The following is a 16,957-nucleotide window of genomic DNA, read 5'->3' on the forward strand; positions in this document are numbered from 1 at the left end:
GCTTAGATATCTTAGCTACATCCATACAATAGCATAGATATCTTAGCTTGTCAATATTTTTAGCTAATTTTTCTAAGCTATTCAGGCGGAAAGGACTATAATGTATGAGATTTTTGAACAGCTACTTTCCAAGTATGGAGTAACCGCCTATAAAGTAGCTAAGGAAACTGGTATTACTACTGCAACGCTGTCTAATTGGAAACAAGGGAAATACACTCCCAAGCAGGATAAGCTACAGAAAATTGCTGATTATTTCGGCGTGTCTTTAGAGTATCTGATGACCGGAAAAGAAGCGGTCGTAAAAGAAAAAGCCCCAGAGCTTACAGCCCGGGACGAAAGAGATATAAAGAAAGACCTCGACTCCCTGCGTGAGAAACTGGCCAATAAAGAATCTGGTCCAGCGGCATATGACGGGCAGGATATTCCGGAAGAAGATATTGATCTGTTTTTGGGACAGGTGGATCTTATGCTCCGCCGAGTAAAAATAAAGAACAAAGAGAAATACAATCCCAATAAAAACAAAAAGTAGGTGATCTGGGTTGAATGACTATGTCAGAAAAAAGGCCTTAGCTTATAGAAGAAAATTTAATACTTCTGATCCGTTTAAACTGGCCGACGCTCTTGGCATCGAAGTCATGACCTGCGACATTGGTTCCCGGCTCGGCTGCTATATGTATCTGAAACGGTCAAAGTGCATCTGGATCAGCGAATCTCTCGAAGGCAATGAGCGAATGTTTGTTATGGCTCATGAGTTGGGGCATGCAATTCTGCACCCGAAAGAAAACTGCTATTTTTTAAGGACTCACACCTTGCTGAATACGAAATTAGAAGTCGAAGCAAATAAATTTGCTGTGGAATTTTTAATTCCGGACGAAATATTAACAGAATATCTTAAATACAAAGAATGCTCCATCGAGCAGGTATCCAGATTATTGGGGTATCAAAAAAAATTAATTGAACTACGATTAAAATAGCTTTGGCATTTTAATAAAAAACACTAAGGAGAAAAGGTATGAAAAGAAAAATATTTTTTGTAGCATTGCTGTGTACATTCTCTTTGTCGGCTTGCGGCGGTGGAAACACATCGACAACCGAAACGCCAACAGAAAGCTCCGTCGAAGAAAGCACTGCAGAAGACAGCTCCGTTTCCGCTGATAACGATTCCGACGGCTGGGGAAGTGTACGAGCGTTAGGACTTGATAATTCAACCATGCTTTCTATTTATCAAGACTATCAGACCGCTTGGGAATCTTCACCAGAAGATCCGATTGCGAAAAGAGATTATGAAGCACAGGTTGATGAAGAGATTGCAGAAAAATATGGTATTTCAACAGATGATGCTTCTCACGTATATATGTATGTACTGGGAAACTACGATAAAATAGCTGCTGAAAACGGTGCTTCCGATACATCAGAAATTCAACTTCATTATGGCGATTTGCTTAGTACCACTGTAAACGGGACAACCATCGTCCTGAAAGCCAAGATTACATCTAGTTTGACTAAAAAAATGACCGTAGCTAGCTGCTTTTACGATGTATATGACGCGGTCGAAAAATATGGTCTGGATCAATATGATGAATTGCAATACTGGGCGGTCGCTGATATGACAGACGGAAGCGAACAAAAAGTTATTAGCTTTACTGTTTCGCATGATACTCTTGAAAAAATCGCCAATGGGGCGATTGTAGAGGGGCAGTTACAAAGCTATTCGACTGATGTATGGTTAAGCCCTGCTTTACAGTGATTTCCTAAAGTAGTCGATTTCGACCACTTTAAATAGCAAAACCGCCCGGTATTGGCGTACCGAACGGCTTTACATAGATTTTCTCTTACAGGATCACTCCCGGAAGATATAATCAAACTTGAACACTTTGAATTATATCATTCTTCCGGGCGCCCTGCAAGGGGTGTATTTCCTATACCCACCAAGGAGGATGATATCATTATGGCAAAACGCAAAAATTCACTCCCATCCGGGAACTTTCGTGTTCTGGCTTTAGATTACACAGATCCGGATGGTAAACGTCATTATAAGTCCTTTACCGCGCCGACCAAGAAAGAGGCGCGGATGCTTGCAGACGAATGGAAATTATCAAAGAAAAGGAACCGCGCCGAAAATATATCCGTTCGTGTCGCTGTCCAGCGATACAAGGACATGAAAGCAGCCGTCCTTTCCCCGTCTACCCTACGCGGCTATGCAGGACTCTTGCGGACGCACTTCCAGGGCAATTTCGGCAGCACACGCCTTAATGAATTGAACAGCCAGATTGTACAGATCTGGATATCTGATTTATCGAAAAGGCTTAGCCCTAAGACCGTCCGAAATGCCTATGCGCTTCTGACAGCGGCTCTCGATATGTTTGCCCCCGACCTTTCCATCCGCGTACAGCTTCCCGCCCGGAAGCACCCGGAGCTATATTGTCCGAACGACACAGATATTCAGCGCCTCCTGGCTGAATCTGCTGGAACCGATCTGGAAATAGCCATTCTTCTGGCTGCATTTGGTCCGCTTCGCCGTGGCGAAATCTGTGCTTTGACTTCCCGTGATATTAAAGAGAACACCATAACTGTCAGCAAAAGCATCGTGCGCAGCGAGGACAATGAGTGGATAACCAAGTCACCCAAAACCTACGGCAGCTATCGAACTATACAAATGCCAGAATTCTTTTTTAAACATATACGCGGTAAAAAAGGGGCACTGTGTAACCTGAACCCCGATCAGCTCACGCGAGAATTCGAACGGGTTCTGGATCTCTGCCAGCTCCCCCACTTCCGCTTTCATGACCTGCGGCATTACTCCGCGTCCATCATGCATGCGATCGGAGTTCCGGATCAATACATTATGCAGCGAGGCGGTTGGTCCTCTGACAATGTGATGAAATCCGTCTACCGGAATGTCATTGATTTGGAGGCAGAAAAGCAGAGTCAGCTGATCCTTGAACATTTCCAAAAAGTTGCAAACGTAAAATCATGCAACACGAAATGCAACACGATGCCTGAAAAGCATTGATATTAAAGGCTTCTTCGCGGGTTCAAGTCCCGCAGCCGGCAGATTTGAAGCCCCTTGAAAATATTGGATTTTTCCTTTATTTTCAAGGGGTTTCGGTGTTTTAAGGGAATTATCCGTCTTTCTTATCCTGTTTCATCTCCCGCCTTTTCTTCGTCATCAGACCGCCAATCCGCCCGCTCTCCTTGGCAGTCAGGCTTCTCCAGCCATACTGTCGTACCTTGTCCGCCAATCCAACTTCTTCCGCCACCTCATATTTCAGCCGCTCTGCCGGGGTCATTTTCTCAAAATCCACCTTATTTTCATCCATAAAAAACATACTCCTTTCCATCTTGTGTACTCAGAGTATGTCCATTTTCTGGAAATCTATTCGTATTGTCTTTCTCCGTTCAGCTGCTCTTTTACCTCATCCGACTCATCAAGCTCTTCCGGCAGCTGCTCCGTATCATCCCATATTTCCTCAGAATCACCCCAATTATATTTATCCTGAAAATTTTTTTCCTGATCGATCAGAAAATCCAGTCCGGCAGCTGCGCCTCCAATGGCAGCCCCGATCGATGTCACACCGATTCCCCCCACAAAGAGGACAGCGCCAATGATTGCCATTTTTTTCATCCATTTTTTCATTTTCCTATCCTCCTACGCCCTGGCTGACAGATAACCTGCCGCCTGACGGCAAAGCTGAATGATTCCCTTGACTGCCCACGGCAGAAATACACCGTAAAACAGGATACAGCCGCATATCAGAAGCAGACAGCTGCCCTCTGCCGCGATACCCAATCCGATGAACATCAGTCCCATCGCAAAATGTTCAAACAGACTCGCTGCACCCAGAACGAACAGCATAATTCCGCCAACAAACACCAGCACCGTCATCAGTCCCAGCACCACCAATATCGCTGCCAGTGCGACTGCCAGCCCAAAAACACTTCCCACAGTCCCCGTTACCAGCGAAAAGATAAATGGAAGAACTGCAAGCACTACCAGAACTGCCACAACCATTCCAATCTTGGAACCGGTTATTTTTTCTTTTAAGCAATGCAGCATCTCGCTCAGACGGCTTCTTTGATTCTCATTGGATGCCGCATTTTCTCCCGTTTCCTCATCCCGAAATTCCCGGAATGGGGCATCCTCGGTTCCAGCCTGAAATCCTGCTTCTTTTTCTCGTTCTCCCTGTTCTGCCCCACCGCTTCTGGATAAAGTCGTCCGCTTTTCTTCAAACCGGCTGTCATTGTACCCCCGGTCTGTAAATTCGCCGCCACTCCATTCACTCTGCAGCTCCGTCCGGATTACCTCGGCAATATGCTCCGGACTCTGAAATTCTGCAAGTACCTCTTCTTCCTTCTCCGGTCCCGCTTCCTCCAGATAATCGCGGTAATAGTCAATCGCATCCCGTTTTTCTTCTTCCGGAATATCCTGCAAGAGCGCTTCCAGCCTCTCTAAAAATGCTTCTTTTTTCATGATCTGCCTCTCCTTATCCCTCTTTCAGTATCTCTGAAATTTTTCCTGCATACACGTTCCACTCACCCCGGTAAAGATTCAGCTGAATCCGTCCCGCCTCCGTTATTTTGTAATACCGTCGGTTTCTGCCGTCGATCGCCCGGTCATATGTTTCCAGGCAGTCATCCTTCTGAAGCCGCCGCAACACCGGATAAAGCGTGGACTCCGATATTTCGATTGCCTGACGGACATCCTGCGTGATCTTATACCCATATGTTCCTTCTGCAGATTTTGATACAACTGAAAGGACGATCGCATCCAGAAGCGCAGCTCCTGTATTAAAAACCATCTTATCCCTCCTAAGATTCACTAATTCAAAATATAATATTTTTTCTTGTTTAATATTATATGTTAATATAATATTGTATCTAAATTATATATCAGTGTACCTTCTTTGTCAATATTTTTCCAAATATCCTTATGACTCACTCCAATCCATCTTTCTGCTCCCACAACCCTTCACCACGCCGTATCCCGCTCCTCATCACGCAAAAAACAGACCGTACAACCTATGTTCCATCACATACGCCATACTGCCTGTTTTCATTTTTATCTTATTCAAGTCGAACATCCGTGAGACTTGGCGCGTGATTCTGGTCAGCAAAGCTGACATATTCCTATCAGAATCACTGCGCATCCTCGCGGAGCGTTTATCTCAGTTGGAGACCCAACTCCCACTGAGACAAATTTGCTATTACTCACCACCTGAAGAGGCGGGAGTCTTCTCGACTGAGATAAAATCACCAAATAGCTTTCTACAGCGCCAGAAACAGCCAGCTCTTTCTTCCAATCCCAGAAATACCCAACTGCGTTCCGGTCAAGAATACCATGCCCCACGCCATCGCAAAAACGGCTGCCACCTCCACATTCTTCCTGTGGAAGTGACAGCCTGATGATTCTTTCATCCTCCGTCTGACGCACTATCTGTCCGATGAGAAACTGGCGTCAACCGTTTGATTAGTTTTCTTCTGCTTCCTGATTCTCAAGAGCTTTCATGCTCAGGCTGATCTTGCGGTCTGCCTCGTTGAAATCAACTACCTTAGCAGTGATAACCTGTCCTACGCTCAGTACGTCGGATGGTTTGTCAACATGCTCTCTGGAAATCTGGGATACGTGAAGAAGTGCATCTACACCTGGCTCCAGCTCAACGAATGCGCCGAAATCAGTCATACGTGCTACCTTGCCTTCTACTACGTTGCCTACAGCATATTTCTCAGCTGCGTTTGCCCACGGATTGCTCTCCGGGAACTTTAAGCTCAGAGCGATCTTCTCGCCGTTGATATCTTTGATCAGAGCTTTTACTTTATCGCCTACTTTGAAAACCTTCTTCGGATTCTCAACTCTGCCCCAGGACATCTCAGAGATGTGAAGCAGACCGTCAGCGCCGCCAAGGTCGATAAATGCACCGAAATCAGTTACATTCTTAACAACACCTTCTACGGTCTGACCAACAGCGATCTTCTCGAATAATTCTTTCTGCATAGCAGCTTTCTTCTCAAGCAGGATCTGCTTGCGGTCGCCGATGATACGGCTTCTTCTTCCGCTCGGATTGAACTCGGTAACTACGAACTCAATCTCCTGACCTGCGTACTTGGATAAGTCTTTATCATAAGTATCAGAAACCATGCTTGCCGGAATGAATACACGGGTTCCCTCAACCTCTACTACGAGGCCTTTCTCCATAACCTGTGTAACTTTCTCTTTCAGAACTTCCTTGTTCTCGAAAGCTTCTTTCAGACGTTTCAGACCCTTATCAGCAGCCAGTCTCTTGTAAGATAAAGCAGCCATGCCCTCTCCGTCGTTTACTTTCAGAACTTTTGCTTCCAGTTCGTCGCCGACCTGAACTTTGGTTCTAAGATCTACGCCCGGCTCATTGGTGAATTCGCTTCTTGTGATGATGCCTCGGATTTGCTTCCAGCGATGCTGAGAATGATTTCGTCTTCCTTGACACCGATAACCTGACCGGTAACAGCCTCTCCTGTACGTAATCTCTTGAATGATGATTCTTCAAACATTTGTTCAAAACTTAATTCTGACATTAGTATGAACCTCCTCGATAATTTGATTTGGGGTCGATGCCCCGGCTGTAATACCTACGCTGCGCACAGTACCTGTTATCTCAGGCTTGAAATCTTCCAGTGTCTGAATGTAGTAAGTGTGTTTACATTCCCTGCGGCAAATCTCATACAACTTTTGTGTGTTAGAACTGTTCTTGCCTCCAATCACAATCATAACATCAACCTGTGAAGCTATCTGCCTCGCCTCAACCTGTCTCTCCTGTGTTGCATTGCAAATCGTATTTAAAACAAGTATATCATAATACGTTTTTGAAATTTTTTCAACTAAATCTTGAAATTTATTGTAGTTAAATGTCGTCTGCGCCACGATACAGAGCTTTTCATCCGGTCTGAGTGCCAGATTTTCAAATTCCTCCAGTGACTCGACTGCCAGAGTATACTCATTTCCCCAGCCTTTGATACCCTCGACCTCCGGGTGGTGCTCATTTCCCACGATAATCACGCGGCGTCCGGCTTCGCACTGTTCCCGGACAATCTTGTGGATCTTTTTGACAAATGGACAGGTCGCGTCCACAAGCTCCAGTCCCTGGCGTTCCAGGAGTTCATAGATCTCCCTGCCTACGCCGTGGGAACGGATGACGACCACGCCTTCTTTCAGGGCTTCCAGTTCCTCCTTCGAATTGATGACCTGTACGCCCTTCTCTTCCAGATCCCGCACCACCTCTTCATTGTGGATGATGGGACCGTAGGTATAGATCGGCTTCTTCCCCGTCGCTATCTGATCATATACCTTCTCGACTGCCCGCTTCACGCCAAAGCAGAAGCCAGCCGTCTTCGCAACTGTGATTTCCATGTTCCTGCCCGCTATTCCTCCTATTCCTCATCGTCTTGGATAAATAAATCCCCTCTGTCTCCTTCATAAAATCCACCTTTGCTCCTGTCTCTCATAGCATCCCGCGAATTCTCCAGAATAGAAATTCTTCCGCCTTTAATCGGCAACTCATTTACCCTCATTGTTATAGTCTATCATACTTTAGACTGCTGGTAAAGTCTAAATCGACGTAAAATTATATAAAATTTACACGATTAACTGATTTTGCAACCACATTCCGGAATTTACGCCGCATTCAGTCCCTGTCTTCGGAAATTGCCGTTACTCCTTTTGCCTCCCGGCAGCCGGATCGGCGTCCGGATCATCCGACCGGATGCCTGCCAGACGCATAAACTCACGCATCGCCGCCGTCACATAACGCCCCCGCTTGACCGAAAATGTGATCTCCCGCTCAGACAACGGGTCGTCTATCTTATAATAGACCAGCCTCGGGTCCTCCGGACGCCACTGTACAATATCAGAACGCACAAACATCGCTCCAACCCCGTTGGAGACGATATTTAAAGAAGTCAGCACCTGATCCACCATCATCACAGTTTTCATCGTAAAACCGCTGTTGCGGCATATTTTCGCGCCTCGTTTATACATATCATTGCCCGGTTTCATCGTGATAAACGGCACATCCTTAAATTCCTTTAACGGAACCGCCTCCACCTCCGGTTTTAAAAAGGACTTGGACAGAATCTCCTGCCTGGACAGTCGGTATGGCTGCAGCTTCCGGTTAACCGGAAAACTTTCCGGAACTGCCAGAATCAGATTTTCCTTCCGGAATAAATACCGTTTGATCGAAGTATCGTCCTTCTCCATCGCCGTCTCCAACACCAGATCCAGCGACTCATTTTCCAACCCTGCTTTCAGCTCCCGCGTATTTCCTTCTGTTAGGTCAATCGTAACCTGCGGATATTTTGTCTGAAAACGGGCAATCAGATCCGGATACACAAACGAGCAGAAATAAGATGCACCGCCGAGCGCCAGCGTGCCGCCCTGAAGCCCCGCAATATCTTGAAAATACCGTTCCAGATTCCGTTCCAGAAAAAGAATCTTTTCAACGGTACGGATGTAATACGCGCCCTCCTTCGTCACCGTCAGCGGAATCGTACTGCGATCAAAAATCGGCGCTCCCATCTCTTTCTCTGCCTTCCGCACCATGTTGCTGAGTGCTGGCTGGCTGATAAAAAGCTTCTTCGCCGCTTTGGAAAAACTCTTTTCTTTGTAAACCTCATACACGTACTTCATTTCATTCAGCATTTGTCAATTCCCCCTGTCCATTTTCCATCCTGCTTTGCTTAAACGAATATAACCGCCATATCTAACAGTTATTTTTTATTGTTATTATTTTATCATAAGATTTCTATATCTGTAAACAAATAAACTGTATTTTCCGTCCATTTGTCGTTTTTCAGACAGAATCCAGCTTGTTTTACGAAACTTCCAGGTGCGTGAATCAGCACTCAAAAGAAGCTGCGAACACCTGCGCTCTGCACATCTAAGGCAGCTAACCTGCGTCCACAGCTTCCATTTTTAATATGGAGGTTTATTCAATTCCTAAGCTTTTACAAATTCCTGATGTTTTATATTGCGGCTGCTCAAGGGGAAATCGCAGCCGCAATTCATGCAGTCTTTCATTGACAATTCGTTCTTGATATTTCTTAATATGCAGCCATATTATTTATCACCCAGGCATACAACCTTGCCGTCTTTTACGATCAGAACCTCTTCCGGTGTTCCCTCGTCGAAGATAACGGTCGGATTGTACTGTACCATGTCGATATGTACGGTCGAGCGTGCCGGCTGTCCATAGTAGAAGCCGTTGCCCATCGCGATGTGGCAGGTTCCTCTTGCCTTCTTCTCTTCCTCGAAGTCTCCGTTGAACATACAAGCCGGGTTCAGACCAAGTCCGATCTCTGCGATGTTGTCGGAATCTTTGACTTCTGCAATCTGACGACGGATCTCTTTGCAGATCTTCGGGTCGCCGCCGACTACTTCTACGATACGGCCTTTCTCAATCTTTAACTCAACCGGTGTGGTCGGGCAGCCGTAGTAGCAGATAGGTCCATCAATTACCAGTTTTCCGTGGGTTGTATCGATAACCGGTCCTAAGGAAACTTCGCCGTCAGACCACGCCATTGCATCGCCCGGATTTCTCGCGATACCGCACTCGATGATCGGCTCCATCTGATTCATTTCCATGTACAGGTCGGTACCAGCCGGTGTGGTGATGTGAGCCATCTTATGACCTCTCCAGATTGCCTGCAGCTTCTCGCCGTCTGCATAAACTGCTTCATAATCTGCCAGTGCGCCGCCTCTTGTGAAGTTATCGATGCTTCTTAAGCAGATGGAAACCTCACGGAGTTTCTTCTGGTTGATGAGCTCTTTTAAGTGGTTATTGTAAATCGCTGCACCGGATGCAGTAGTCATGCCGACAAATACATCGCAGGCATCCATGCCAAGTTCCAGGGATTTCGGGAAGATGGTTGCTTTGTCTTTTCCACGAATCGGCATCATGTATACGCCGTACTCAGCGCCACAGTTTAAAGCGGCTGCTGCCATCGCCTGGGTCATTCTCTCATCGGTCTGCGGGTCTACTACGATTAAAACTTCCTCGCCCGGTTTAACAGCCATCAGGTTGCCAAGAAGATACTGTGCACGTTCCATACATTCGATAATTCTGTTATCACTCATAGTTTTAATCTCCTTTTCTTGTTTTGTCTGGTTCCCTTAAATTTTTGCACCTTTGCAAGTGGGAATTATTTCTGTTTTTTTCCTTTTTATCCGGAAAACGTGGACTTTTCAGAACCGGGTGTTCCATATTCCATCTTTGATTCACGTTCTGCACAAATTTGTCGTTTCCCCGCTTTCCGGGTTTCATACATAACTACTGCCCAGATATATTTCACATTTCATACGAATCCGGGATGTTTCTTTCTAAAACTCAAGCTGCCTTTTTGGCTTCTTCCTGATTGAAAATATCGTGATCCAGTTCACCCTCCATCTGAGAAATGCAGACAGACGCTACCAGGTCGCCTACAGAGTTAGTAGATGTGTGAATCTGGTCGATAATACGATAGATTCCAGCTACCAGTGCGTATGCATCCAGCGGAAGTCCCATCTGCGTCATCAGGGTTAAGCTGATAACCAGACCAATCTGCGGAGTTGCTGCACAGCCAACGCTTAAGAATGTTGCCTGTACAACCAGCATGATCTGCTGCTGAATACTTAACTCTACGCCGTACAGCTGTGCGGCAAAGAGAACAACGATACCAAAGTATGCACACGTTCCGTTCATCTGAGCGGTACATCCAAGCGGAAGTACGAAACTCGCAATATCTCTCGGAACGCCCATCTTCTTCGGTGCTACTTCCATCGATACCGGAAGAGCTGCTGAAGAAGTACAGGTACTAAATGCAATCATCCAAGGTTCAAACGCTTTGCGCCAGAACTTCATCGGATTTACCTTTCCAATCACGCTAAGGAAAATGCTGTATCCAACAATACTCATGGTGATGCAGGCAAGATAGTCAGTTAAGATGAATTTCAGAACCGGTCCGAAGATGGCAACGCCATATTTTGCAAGTGCTACCGTCATCAAACTGAATACACCGTAAGGGATGATTCCAAGAATCATGTCGATAACCTTAAACATCGTCCGTGAACAAAGGCTGATGATGTCACATAACTGCTGTGCTTCCTTGCCGATGCTGATGATGGCAAATCCAAGAAACAGGGAAAAGACGATAATCTGCATCATCTCGCCGCTTGTCAGTGCCTGGAATGGGTTGGACGGGATTAAGTCGAGCAGTGTCTGGTAGATACCCGGAAGTTCTTTCACCTCCATTGCTGTCTCTGCCGTTCCCAGCTGCAAGCCGCGTCCCGGTTTGATGATATTGGCAAGTATCAGACCGATGGTTGCCGAAATACCGCCAGTTGCTAAAAACCAGATGATGGTTTTAACGCCGATGCTTCGAAGTTTCTTGATATCACCCAGCGAAAGCGCCGCGTCGATAATACAGAAGAACACCAGCGGAACGACAATCATCTTGATCAACTTGATAAACAAATCTCCGATGAACTGGAAGAACGGAAGGACATATCCGTTAATGATCTCATTCTCCACGCCGCCCATAAAATTTAAGACGTAACCAAATGCGATACCTGCAAACAATGCAATAAATATTTTCACGTACAACGGAGTTTCTTTTTTCTCCGCCCCATTTTTAGTTTTCTCCACCATGTGATACCCCCTTATGTAATGGTTTTTTATTTCTCGTGTTCCTCATGAGGTTTGACTACATAGTATCAAAAAGCCGGATTATTATAAACAAATATATCGAATCGCGAATAAGTTATAATAATTCAGTGATACAGAGTTAGTTCTGACTTACTTTTTAGGTATTATCTCCATAATAAAAACAATTTTATTTTTGCAAATCAGTTCCGAGCTGTTTTCTGTAAAATACCAAAAGCGGGTAAAAGTTTTTTCGCTTTTACCCGCTTCTTGCTTGAACCTTCTTCTTAAAGGTTTCTATTTTATTTCGTCTGCATCATCTACTTTTTAGAAATGGCATTATATGTGAATCATTTTAGCTTTTACTGGTTATCCGAAACATAAACCGCTGCTTCTGTTCCTGCAGTCGAACCAAACACAACCGCCTCGGTCAGCTCATTGCCGGAGAGCACACCTTCACCGTCTACTGCCGCTGACAGGATCGGACCTGCTGCATAAAGACCATTGATCAGCTCGCCGCTATCTTTGTTTAGCTGTTCCGCATTGTTGCTGACAACCAGGGCTGCTGCCTTTCCATCTGCCTCATATACCTGAGATTCCTCAAAAACCGGAATCAGGGAGACATCGGTCGCTACCAGTGCCAGGCAGTCAATCTCCTGATCCTTGCCGTCCACCGTCACAGTGATGCGGTCAAGCGCGCCTTCTTCATTGTAAGCGACGCTCTTTAATTCTGCCTTATATTCAACCGGAATCTTCAGCTCTTCGACTTTTTTAAGCAGCGCTTCCTGTGCAAGCTCGTTCAAATTTCCCTCTTTTGCCGGGAAACTGCGGGCTACCGTGGAACCTGCCTCCTGTGTCAGATCGCCGTACTCCATTCCCAGTGTGTCGGCAAGCCAGTCTTTCGCCTCTTCGCTGTTCTCCGATACATCTGCCGCCATATCCGAATTGTTCGTATTATTTCCTGCCGTCATAATATCCGACAGATAAATCTCAAAATCATCCGTAAGATTCGCCTGGAACTGCTCATCTGTATCGGCTGCATTGACATACGGCGCCATCTCCGCCATATCTGCCGCCAGCTCTTCGCCCGGTGCCAGAATCAGGATCTTCGACGGATCCATGCCCTCGGCTGCCGCCTGAACCGCCGCGATCAATCCGGCGCTGTCTCCGCCTGCGATGACAAGCTGTGCATCCGATGCTTCTGCCTCTCCGGCCGCTTCGGTTGCTTCCTCGCTTGCCGCTGCACTCTCTGTTGTATCTGCCTTACTGCCGCATCCCGCCAGTGCCGCTGTTCCCAGAACCGCTGCCGCCGTCAGAATCCCTGCCTTTTTAACTGTATGGAATGATTTTTTCATAATCGTTCTCTCCTTTCCCTCTCGCCGGAGTTCCTGCAGCCGTCTTCAAACATGCACAGTACCTCTCGGTTGTGGATTTCAGTCTAACATAGAACCTGCGGCGAATCAATTAAGGTTTCTTTAATTCTTACGGCGGAAAAAACGAAATTTTCTGTTACTTACACAAATCCGCAATCACCTGTGCAAAAATCTTCGCACTTGCCACCAGATCACTCACATAGGCAAATTCATCTGCCCCGTGCATCCGGTTGTCCACGCCCGGCATCGACGCGCCAAATGCAACGCCGTTTTTCAGGTCATGCACATATGTGCCGCCGCCGGTGTAGTTGCACTCGCCCTTGTTGCCGGTATAAAGCTCATAAGCATTCAGAAGTGTTCTGACAAACTCGGAATTGCCGTCTACAAAATGCGGCTCTCGCAGCTGCGGGGACTCTAACTTCATGCCGTGGGACGCAAGTTTTGCCTCCACCGGTTTCAACAGGTTGTCATCATTGCCGCCGATCGGGAAACGTCCGTCAAAGTACGCTTCCATCCGTGTCTCCGTCATCGTAAGCATCGTGAATGCCAGAGACAGCGCTCCGGATCCTTCTGCCTGCATCGCCACGCCAAGCGCCTTGCCCTCGGTATCATTCCACGGGAAGCACTCAGTCAGGCTGTGAATCAGCTTCGTCTGTCCGCAGGATGCAAATGGCAGGCGATCCAGAAGCAGAAGCAGGGATGCCAGCGCATTTTTGCCTTCCTCCGGTGTCGAGGCGTGTGCGCCCTCACCGATTGCGGTGATCACGATCGCATCTTCCTCTGCCTGAAGCTCAAACTGTACGCCAGTCTCCTTCGTCACGCCCTCTGCCATCGGACGTACCTCTTCCTCGGTCAGTCCTGTAATTGTCGCATGCGCCTTGCCCGGAACAACATTGATCTTGATGCCAGCCTCGATGGACAGGATCCGCGCATTCTCCGTCGATACCTCAAAAGAAGCTGTCACATGCCCCGGGAAACGTCCTTTTTCGATATTGATAACCGGGAACGAAGCATCCGGGGAAAATGTCATCGGCGCTTCCTTCTCCACTTTATAATAATGTTCAATATCGCTGCTGCCGCACTCCTCATCTGTTCCCAGAATCAGGCGAACATTTTTTGTCACCGGGATTCCCAGTTCTTTGACCGCACGCATCGCATACAGAGCTGCTACCGCCGGTCCCTTGTCATCCGCCGTGCCGCGTCCGTACAACTTTCCGTCTTTTACAATCGGTTCAAACGGCTGTGTCACAGTCCAGCCCTCGCCTGCCGGGACAACATCCAGGTGTGCCAGAATATCTAGCTGGTGCTCACCGTCGTTTAAATCGGCGGTTCCTACATAATTATCGTAATTGTTGATGGAAAATCCATACTCTTCCGCCATTTTGAGTGCCTGTGCCAGTGCGCGGCTCGGACCTTCGCCGAACGGATCGCCCTCCTGGTATGCCGAACGCTCGCTGTTGATGCTGCACAGCGTGCATATGTCATCTAACATCTCCTGCTTGTGCGCCTCGATATACTGCTCGATTTTCTTTTTATACATAAATCTTCCGCCTCGTTCTTTTCCTTTGATTATTATTTGGACAGAATTCCAGCCAGTACCTGGTTCACTACCTTTCCGTCTGCCTTGCCCTTTACCTTCGGCATCAGGGTTTTCATGATTTTGCCCTTGTCAGACGGTGCCGGATTTTCAATGCCCAGCTCTGCCAGAACACTTTTGATCACCTCTGCGATCTGCTCTTCGGTCAGATCCTCCGGTGCAAATTCCTGATAAACTGCCAGACGTGCCTGTGCCTCCTCGCGGATATCCGCACGATCTGCCGGAGCCAGTTCCAGAGTCTCCTTCGTCTGCTTGATCTCTTTCTTTACAACTGCGTCCGCCTCTTCCTCAGTCAGCGGAGAACGCTTGTCGATCTCCGCATTTTTCAGTGCGGATAACAGCATGGATAAGGAATCTTTTCTTGCTTTGTCTTTTGCTTTCATGGCTTCTACCATGGCTGCACGTACTACATCTACTCTGCTCATATGAAATGTCTCCTTTTCTGATTTTTTCTATATTTTCACCATGCCCAGGTGGGACGATGGGGACTCTCTCTTGTTTCACCATGCCCAGGGGTGCGATAGGAACTCTCTCTTGTTTTACCATGCCCAGGGGTGCAAAACCTGCGGTTTCACACCCCTGTCCGGCTGCGCCGTATAGCAGAAATCCCCCTTTCAGCGCCTGAAAAATAAATTTTCCATTCGCTGAAACGGTGCTTTCCGCTGCATGGCTTTAGTTACGCCCAAACTCGCTTAACTTAAGCTTCGGATTCCGCTCTTCCACCATTCCCACACTCCAGCTGTTGACAAACAGAAGCAGTGGATTGTCTTTGAGGTCTTTGATCCGCTTCATATCCGAAGTTCCCTGAATCTTGGCAACGTCGATCTCGTCAGCGTTTTCTACCCAGCGGATGTACTCGTATGGAAGTTTTTCCAGCTTGACTTCTACATTGTACTCATTTTCCAGACGGTAGGTCAGTACCTCGAACTGGAGGACGCCGACTACGCCGACAATGATCTCTTCCATACCTGTGTTGAACTCCTGGAAAATCTGGATCGCACCTTCCTGGGCGATCTGGCTGATGCCCTTGATGAACTGCTTGCGCTTCATCGTGTCCATCTGGCGCACGCGTGCAAAATGTTCCGGTGCGAACGTAGGAATGCCTTCAAATTCTACCTTTTCACCTGTACAGAGTGTATCACCAATCGAGAAAATACCCGGGTCGAATACACCGATGATATCGCCCGCATATGCCTCCTCGACGATCTTTCGATCCTGCGCCATCATCTGCTGTGGCTGGGAGAGACGGATCTTGCGTCCGCCCTGCACATGCGTTACTTCCATGCCTGCCTCAAATTTGCCGGAACAGATACGCATAAATGCGATACGGTCGCGGTGCGCCTTGTTCATATTTGCCTGAATCTTGAAGACAAACGCGCTGAAATTCGGAGAGAACGGATCCACCATGCCGGTTGTCGTATTTCTCGGCAGCGGCGAGGTTGTCATTTTCAGGAAATGCTCCAGGAATGTCTCTACACCAAAGTTTGTCAGCGCCGAACCAAAGAATACCGGGGATAAATTTCCGCGGCTGACACGCTCCATATCCAGCTCATCGCATGCGCCGTCCAGAAGCTCGATATCATCCATCAGCTGCCGATGGTAGTCTGGACCGATGATGGAGTTAACCTCATCGCCCTCTAACGAGAACTCCTGAGATGCGACCTCCTTCTGTCCGCCCATTGCTGCTGTGAAAGTTGTGATCTTCTTTGTGGCACGGTCATACACGCCCTTAAAATTCTTACCGCAGCCGATCGGCCAGTTGACCGGACAGGTACGGATGCCGAGCACGCTCTCGATCTCATCCATCAACTCAAACGGATCGCGCGCCTCGCGGTCCATCTTGTTGATAAAGGTAAAAATCGGGATGTGGCGCATAACGCAAACCTTGAAAAGCTTGATCGTCTGCGCCTCGACACCCTTAGAACCATCGATGACCATGACCGCCGAATCGGCTGCCATCAGAGTACGGTAGGTATCCTCCGAGAAATCCTGATGTCCCGGTGTATCCAGGATATTGATGCAAAATCCCTCATAATTAAACTGTAATACGGAAGAGGTAACCGAAATACCTCTCTCCTTCTCTATCTCCATCCAGTCAGAAACCGCGTGCTTGGCCGCTTTTCTTCCCTTGACCGTACCAGCCAGGTTGATCGCGCCTCCGTAGAGAAGAAACTTCTCCGTCAGGGTTGTCTTACCAGCATCCGGGTGGGAAATAATGGCGAATGTACGCCGTTTTTTGATCTGCTCCGCTATATTTTCCAAAAAAATCTTCCTCCAAACTTACTACCATTCTTCAACTTTGTCTAAACGTATTTATTCTATATTATTTTAAACGAATACGC

At 47.2% G+C, this 16,957-nt stretch carries 17 protein-coding genes and 1 pseudogene; 4 read left to right on the forward strand and 14 right to left on the reverse strand.

The window, feature by feature from the left end:
- Positions 1-100: 100 nt before the first annotated feature.
- The 4 genes from DWX91_RS09010 to DWX91_RS09025 all read left to right on the forward strand — a co-directional run bounded on the left by DWX91_RS09010 (position 101) and on the right by DWX91_RS09025 (position 3,013).
- Complete coding sequence (locus DWX91_RS09010) at positions 101-529, forward strand: helix-turn-helix domain-containing protein (RefSeq protein WP_118472898.1); 429 nt, start codon at positions 101-103, stop codon at positions 527-529.
- A gap of 10 nt (positions 530-539) precedes the next feature.
- Positions 540-974 (forward strand): ImmA/IrrE family metallo-endopeptidase, encoded by a 435-nt coding sequence (locus DWX91_RS09015; RefSeq protein WP_243021919.1) that lies wholly within the window; start codon positions 540-542, stop codon positions 972-974.
- A 38-nt stretch (positions 975-1,012) separates the two neighbouring features.
- Positions 1,013-1,747, forward strand: a complete 735-nt coding sequence (locus DWX91_RS09020) for a hypothetical protein (protein ID WP_118472899.1) — start codon at positions 1,013-1,015, stop codon at positions 1,745-1,747.
- Between the two features lie 201 nt (positions 1,748-1,948).
- Positions 1,949-3,013 carry a site-specific integrase gene (locus tag DWX91_RS09025; RefSeq protein ID WP_118472900.1) on the forward strand — a complete coding sequence of 355 codons (1,065 nt, stop codon included), beginning with the start codon at positions 1,949-1,951 and terminating at the stop codon, positions 3,011-3,013.
- A gap of 109 nt (positions 3,014-3,122) precedes the next feature.
- On the opposite strand, the gene DWX91_RS09030 is transcribed toward DWX91_RS09025, so the two are convergent.
- The 14 genes and pseudogenes from DWX91_RS09030 to DWX91_RS09095 all read right to left on the reverse strand — a co-directional run bounded on the left by DWX91_RS09030 (position 3,123) and on the right by DWX91_RS09095 (position 16,877).
- A complete protein-coding gene (locus tag DWX91_RS09030) occupies positions 3,123-3,329 on the reverse strand; it encodes a small, acid-soluble spore protein, alpha/beta type (RefSeq protein WP_118472901.1) in 207 nt (68 codons plus the stop codon).
- A 47-nt stretch (positions 3,330-3,376) separates the two neighbouring features.
- Positions 3,377-3,637, reverse strand: a complete 261-nt coding sequence (locus tag DWX91_RS09035; RefSeq protein WP_117795242.1) for a hypothetical protein — start codon at positions 3,635-3,637, stop codon at positions 3,377-3,379.
- Positions 3,638-3,649: 12 nt separating this feature from the next.
- On the reverse strand, positions 3,650-4,471 hold the full coding sequence (locus DWX91_RS09040) for an HAAS signaling domain-containing protein (RefSeq protein ID WP_118472902.1): 822 nt from the start codon (positions 4,469-4,471) through the stop codon (positions 3,650-3,652).
- A gap of 13 nt (positions 4,472-4,484) precedes the next feature.
- Complete coding sequence (locus DWX91_RS09045; protein WP_022360428.1) at positions 4,485-4,799, reverse strand: PadR family transcriptional regulator; 315 nt, start codon at positions 4,797-4,799, stop codon at positions 4,485-4,487.
- Positions 4,800-5,265: 466 nt separating this feature from the next.
- The gene (locus tag DWX91_RS18070) at positions 5,266-5,415 is read right to left on the reverse strand and encodes a hypothetical protein (RefSeq protein ID WP_333490962.1); all 150 of its coding nucleotides are present in this window, start codon (positions 5,413-5,415) and stop codon (positions 5,266-5,268) included.
- Positions 5,416-5,467: 52 nt separating this feature from the next.
- Positions 5,468-6,549, reverse strand: a pseudogene (gene rpsA / locus DWX91_RS09055) (30S ribosomal protein S1).
- Positions 6,530-7,381 (reverse strand): 4-hydroxy-3-methylbut-2-enyl diphosphate reductase, encoded by an 852-nt coding sequence (ispH, locus tag DWX91_RS09060; RefSeq protein WP_118467777.1) that lies wholly within the window; start codon positions 7,379-7,381, stop codon positions 6,530-6,532. Before ispH ends, rpsA begins: the two are co-directional and overlap by 20 nt.
- A gap of 300 nt (positions 7,382-7,681) precedes the next feature.
- Complete coding sequence (locus DWX91_RS09065; RefSeq protein WP_118538674.1) at positions 7,682-8,668, reverse strand: LysR family transcriptional regulator; 987 nt, start codon at positions 8,666-8,668, stop codon at positions 7,682-7,684.
- A gap of 417 nt (positions 8,669-9,085) precedes the next feature.
- Positions 9,086-10,102, reverse strand: a complete 1,017-nt coding sequence (locus tag DWX91_RS09070) for an aminopeptidase (RefSeq protein WP_118538676.1) — start codon at positions 10,100-10,102, stop codon at positions 9,086-9,088.
- A gap of 250 nt (positions 10,103-10,352) precedes the next feature.
- Positions 10,353-11,651 carry a dicarboxylate/amino acid:cation symporter gene (locus DWX91_RS09075; RefSeq protein ID WP_118538678.1) on the reverse strand — a complete coding sequence of 433 codons (1,299 nt, stop codon included), beginning with the start codon at positions 11,649-11,651 and terminating at the stop codon, positions 10,353-10,355.
- A 356-nt stretch (positions 11,652-12,007) separates the two neighbouring features.
- Positions 12,008-13,000, reverse strand: coding sequence for an FAD-binding protein (locus tag DWX91_RS09080; protein WP_118538680.1), 993 nt, complete (start codon positions 12,998-13,000; stop codon positions 12,008-12,010).
- Between the two features lie 154 nt (positions 13,001-13,154).
- Complete coding sequence (pepV, locus tag DWX91_RS09085) at positions 13,155-14,558, reverse strand: dipeptidase PepV (RefSeq protein ID WP_022360229.1); 1,404 nt, start codon at positions 14,556-14,558, stop codon at positions 13,155-13,157.
- Between the two features lie 32 nt (positions 14,559-14,590).
- The gene (locus DWX91_RS09090; RefSeq protein ID WP_022360228.1) at positions 14,591-15,040 is read right to left on the reverse strand and encodes a GatB/YqeY domain-containing protein; all 450 of its coding nucleotides are present in this window, start codon (positions 15,038-15,040) and stop codon (positions 14,591-14,593) included.
- Between the two features lie 247 nt (positions 15,041-15,287).
- Positions 15,288-16,877, reverse strand: coding sequence for a peptide chain release factor 3 (locus DWX91_RS09095; RefSeq protein ID WP_106999734.1), 1,590 nt, complete (start codon positions 16,875-16,877; stop codon positions 15,288-15,290).
- Positions 16,878-16,957: the final 80 nt, after the last annotated feature.

Origin of the sequence: Clostridium sp. AF22-10, from assembly GCF_003478725.1 — a bacterium.
In the GTDB taxonomy this organism is placed as follows: Bacteria; Bacillota; Clostridia; order Lachnospirales; family Lachnospiraceae; genus Otoolea; species Otoolea fessa.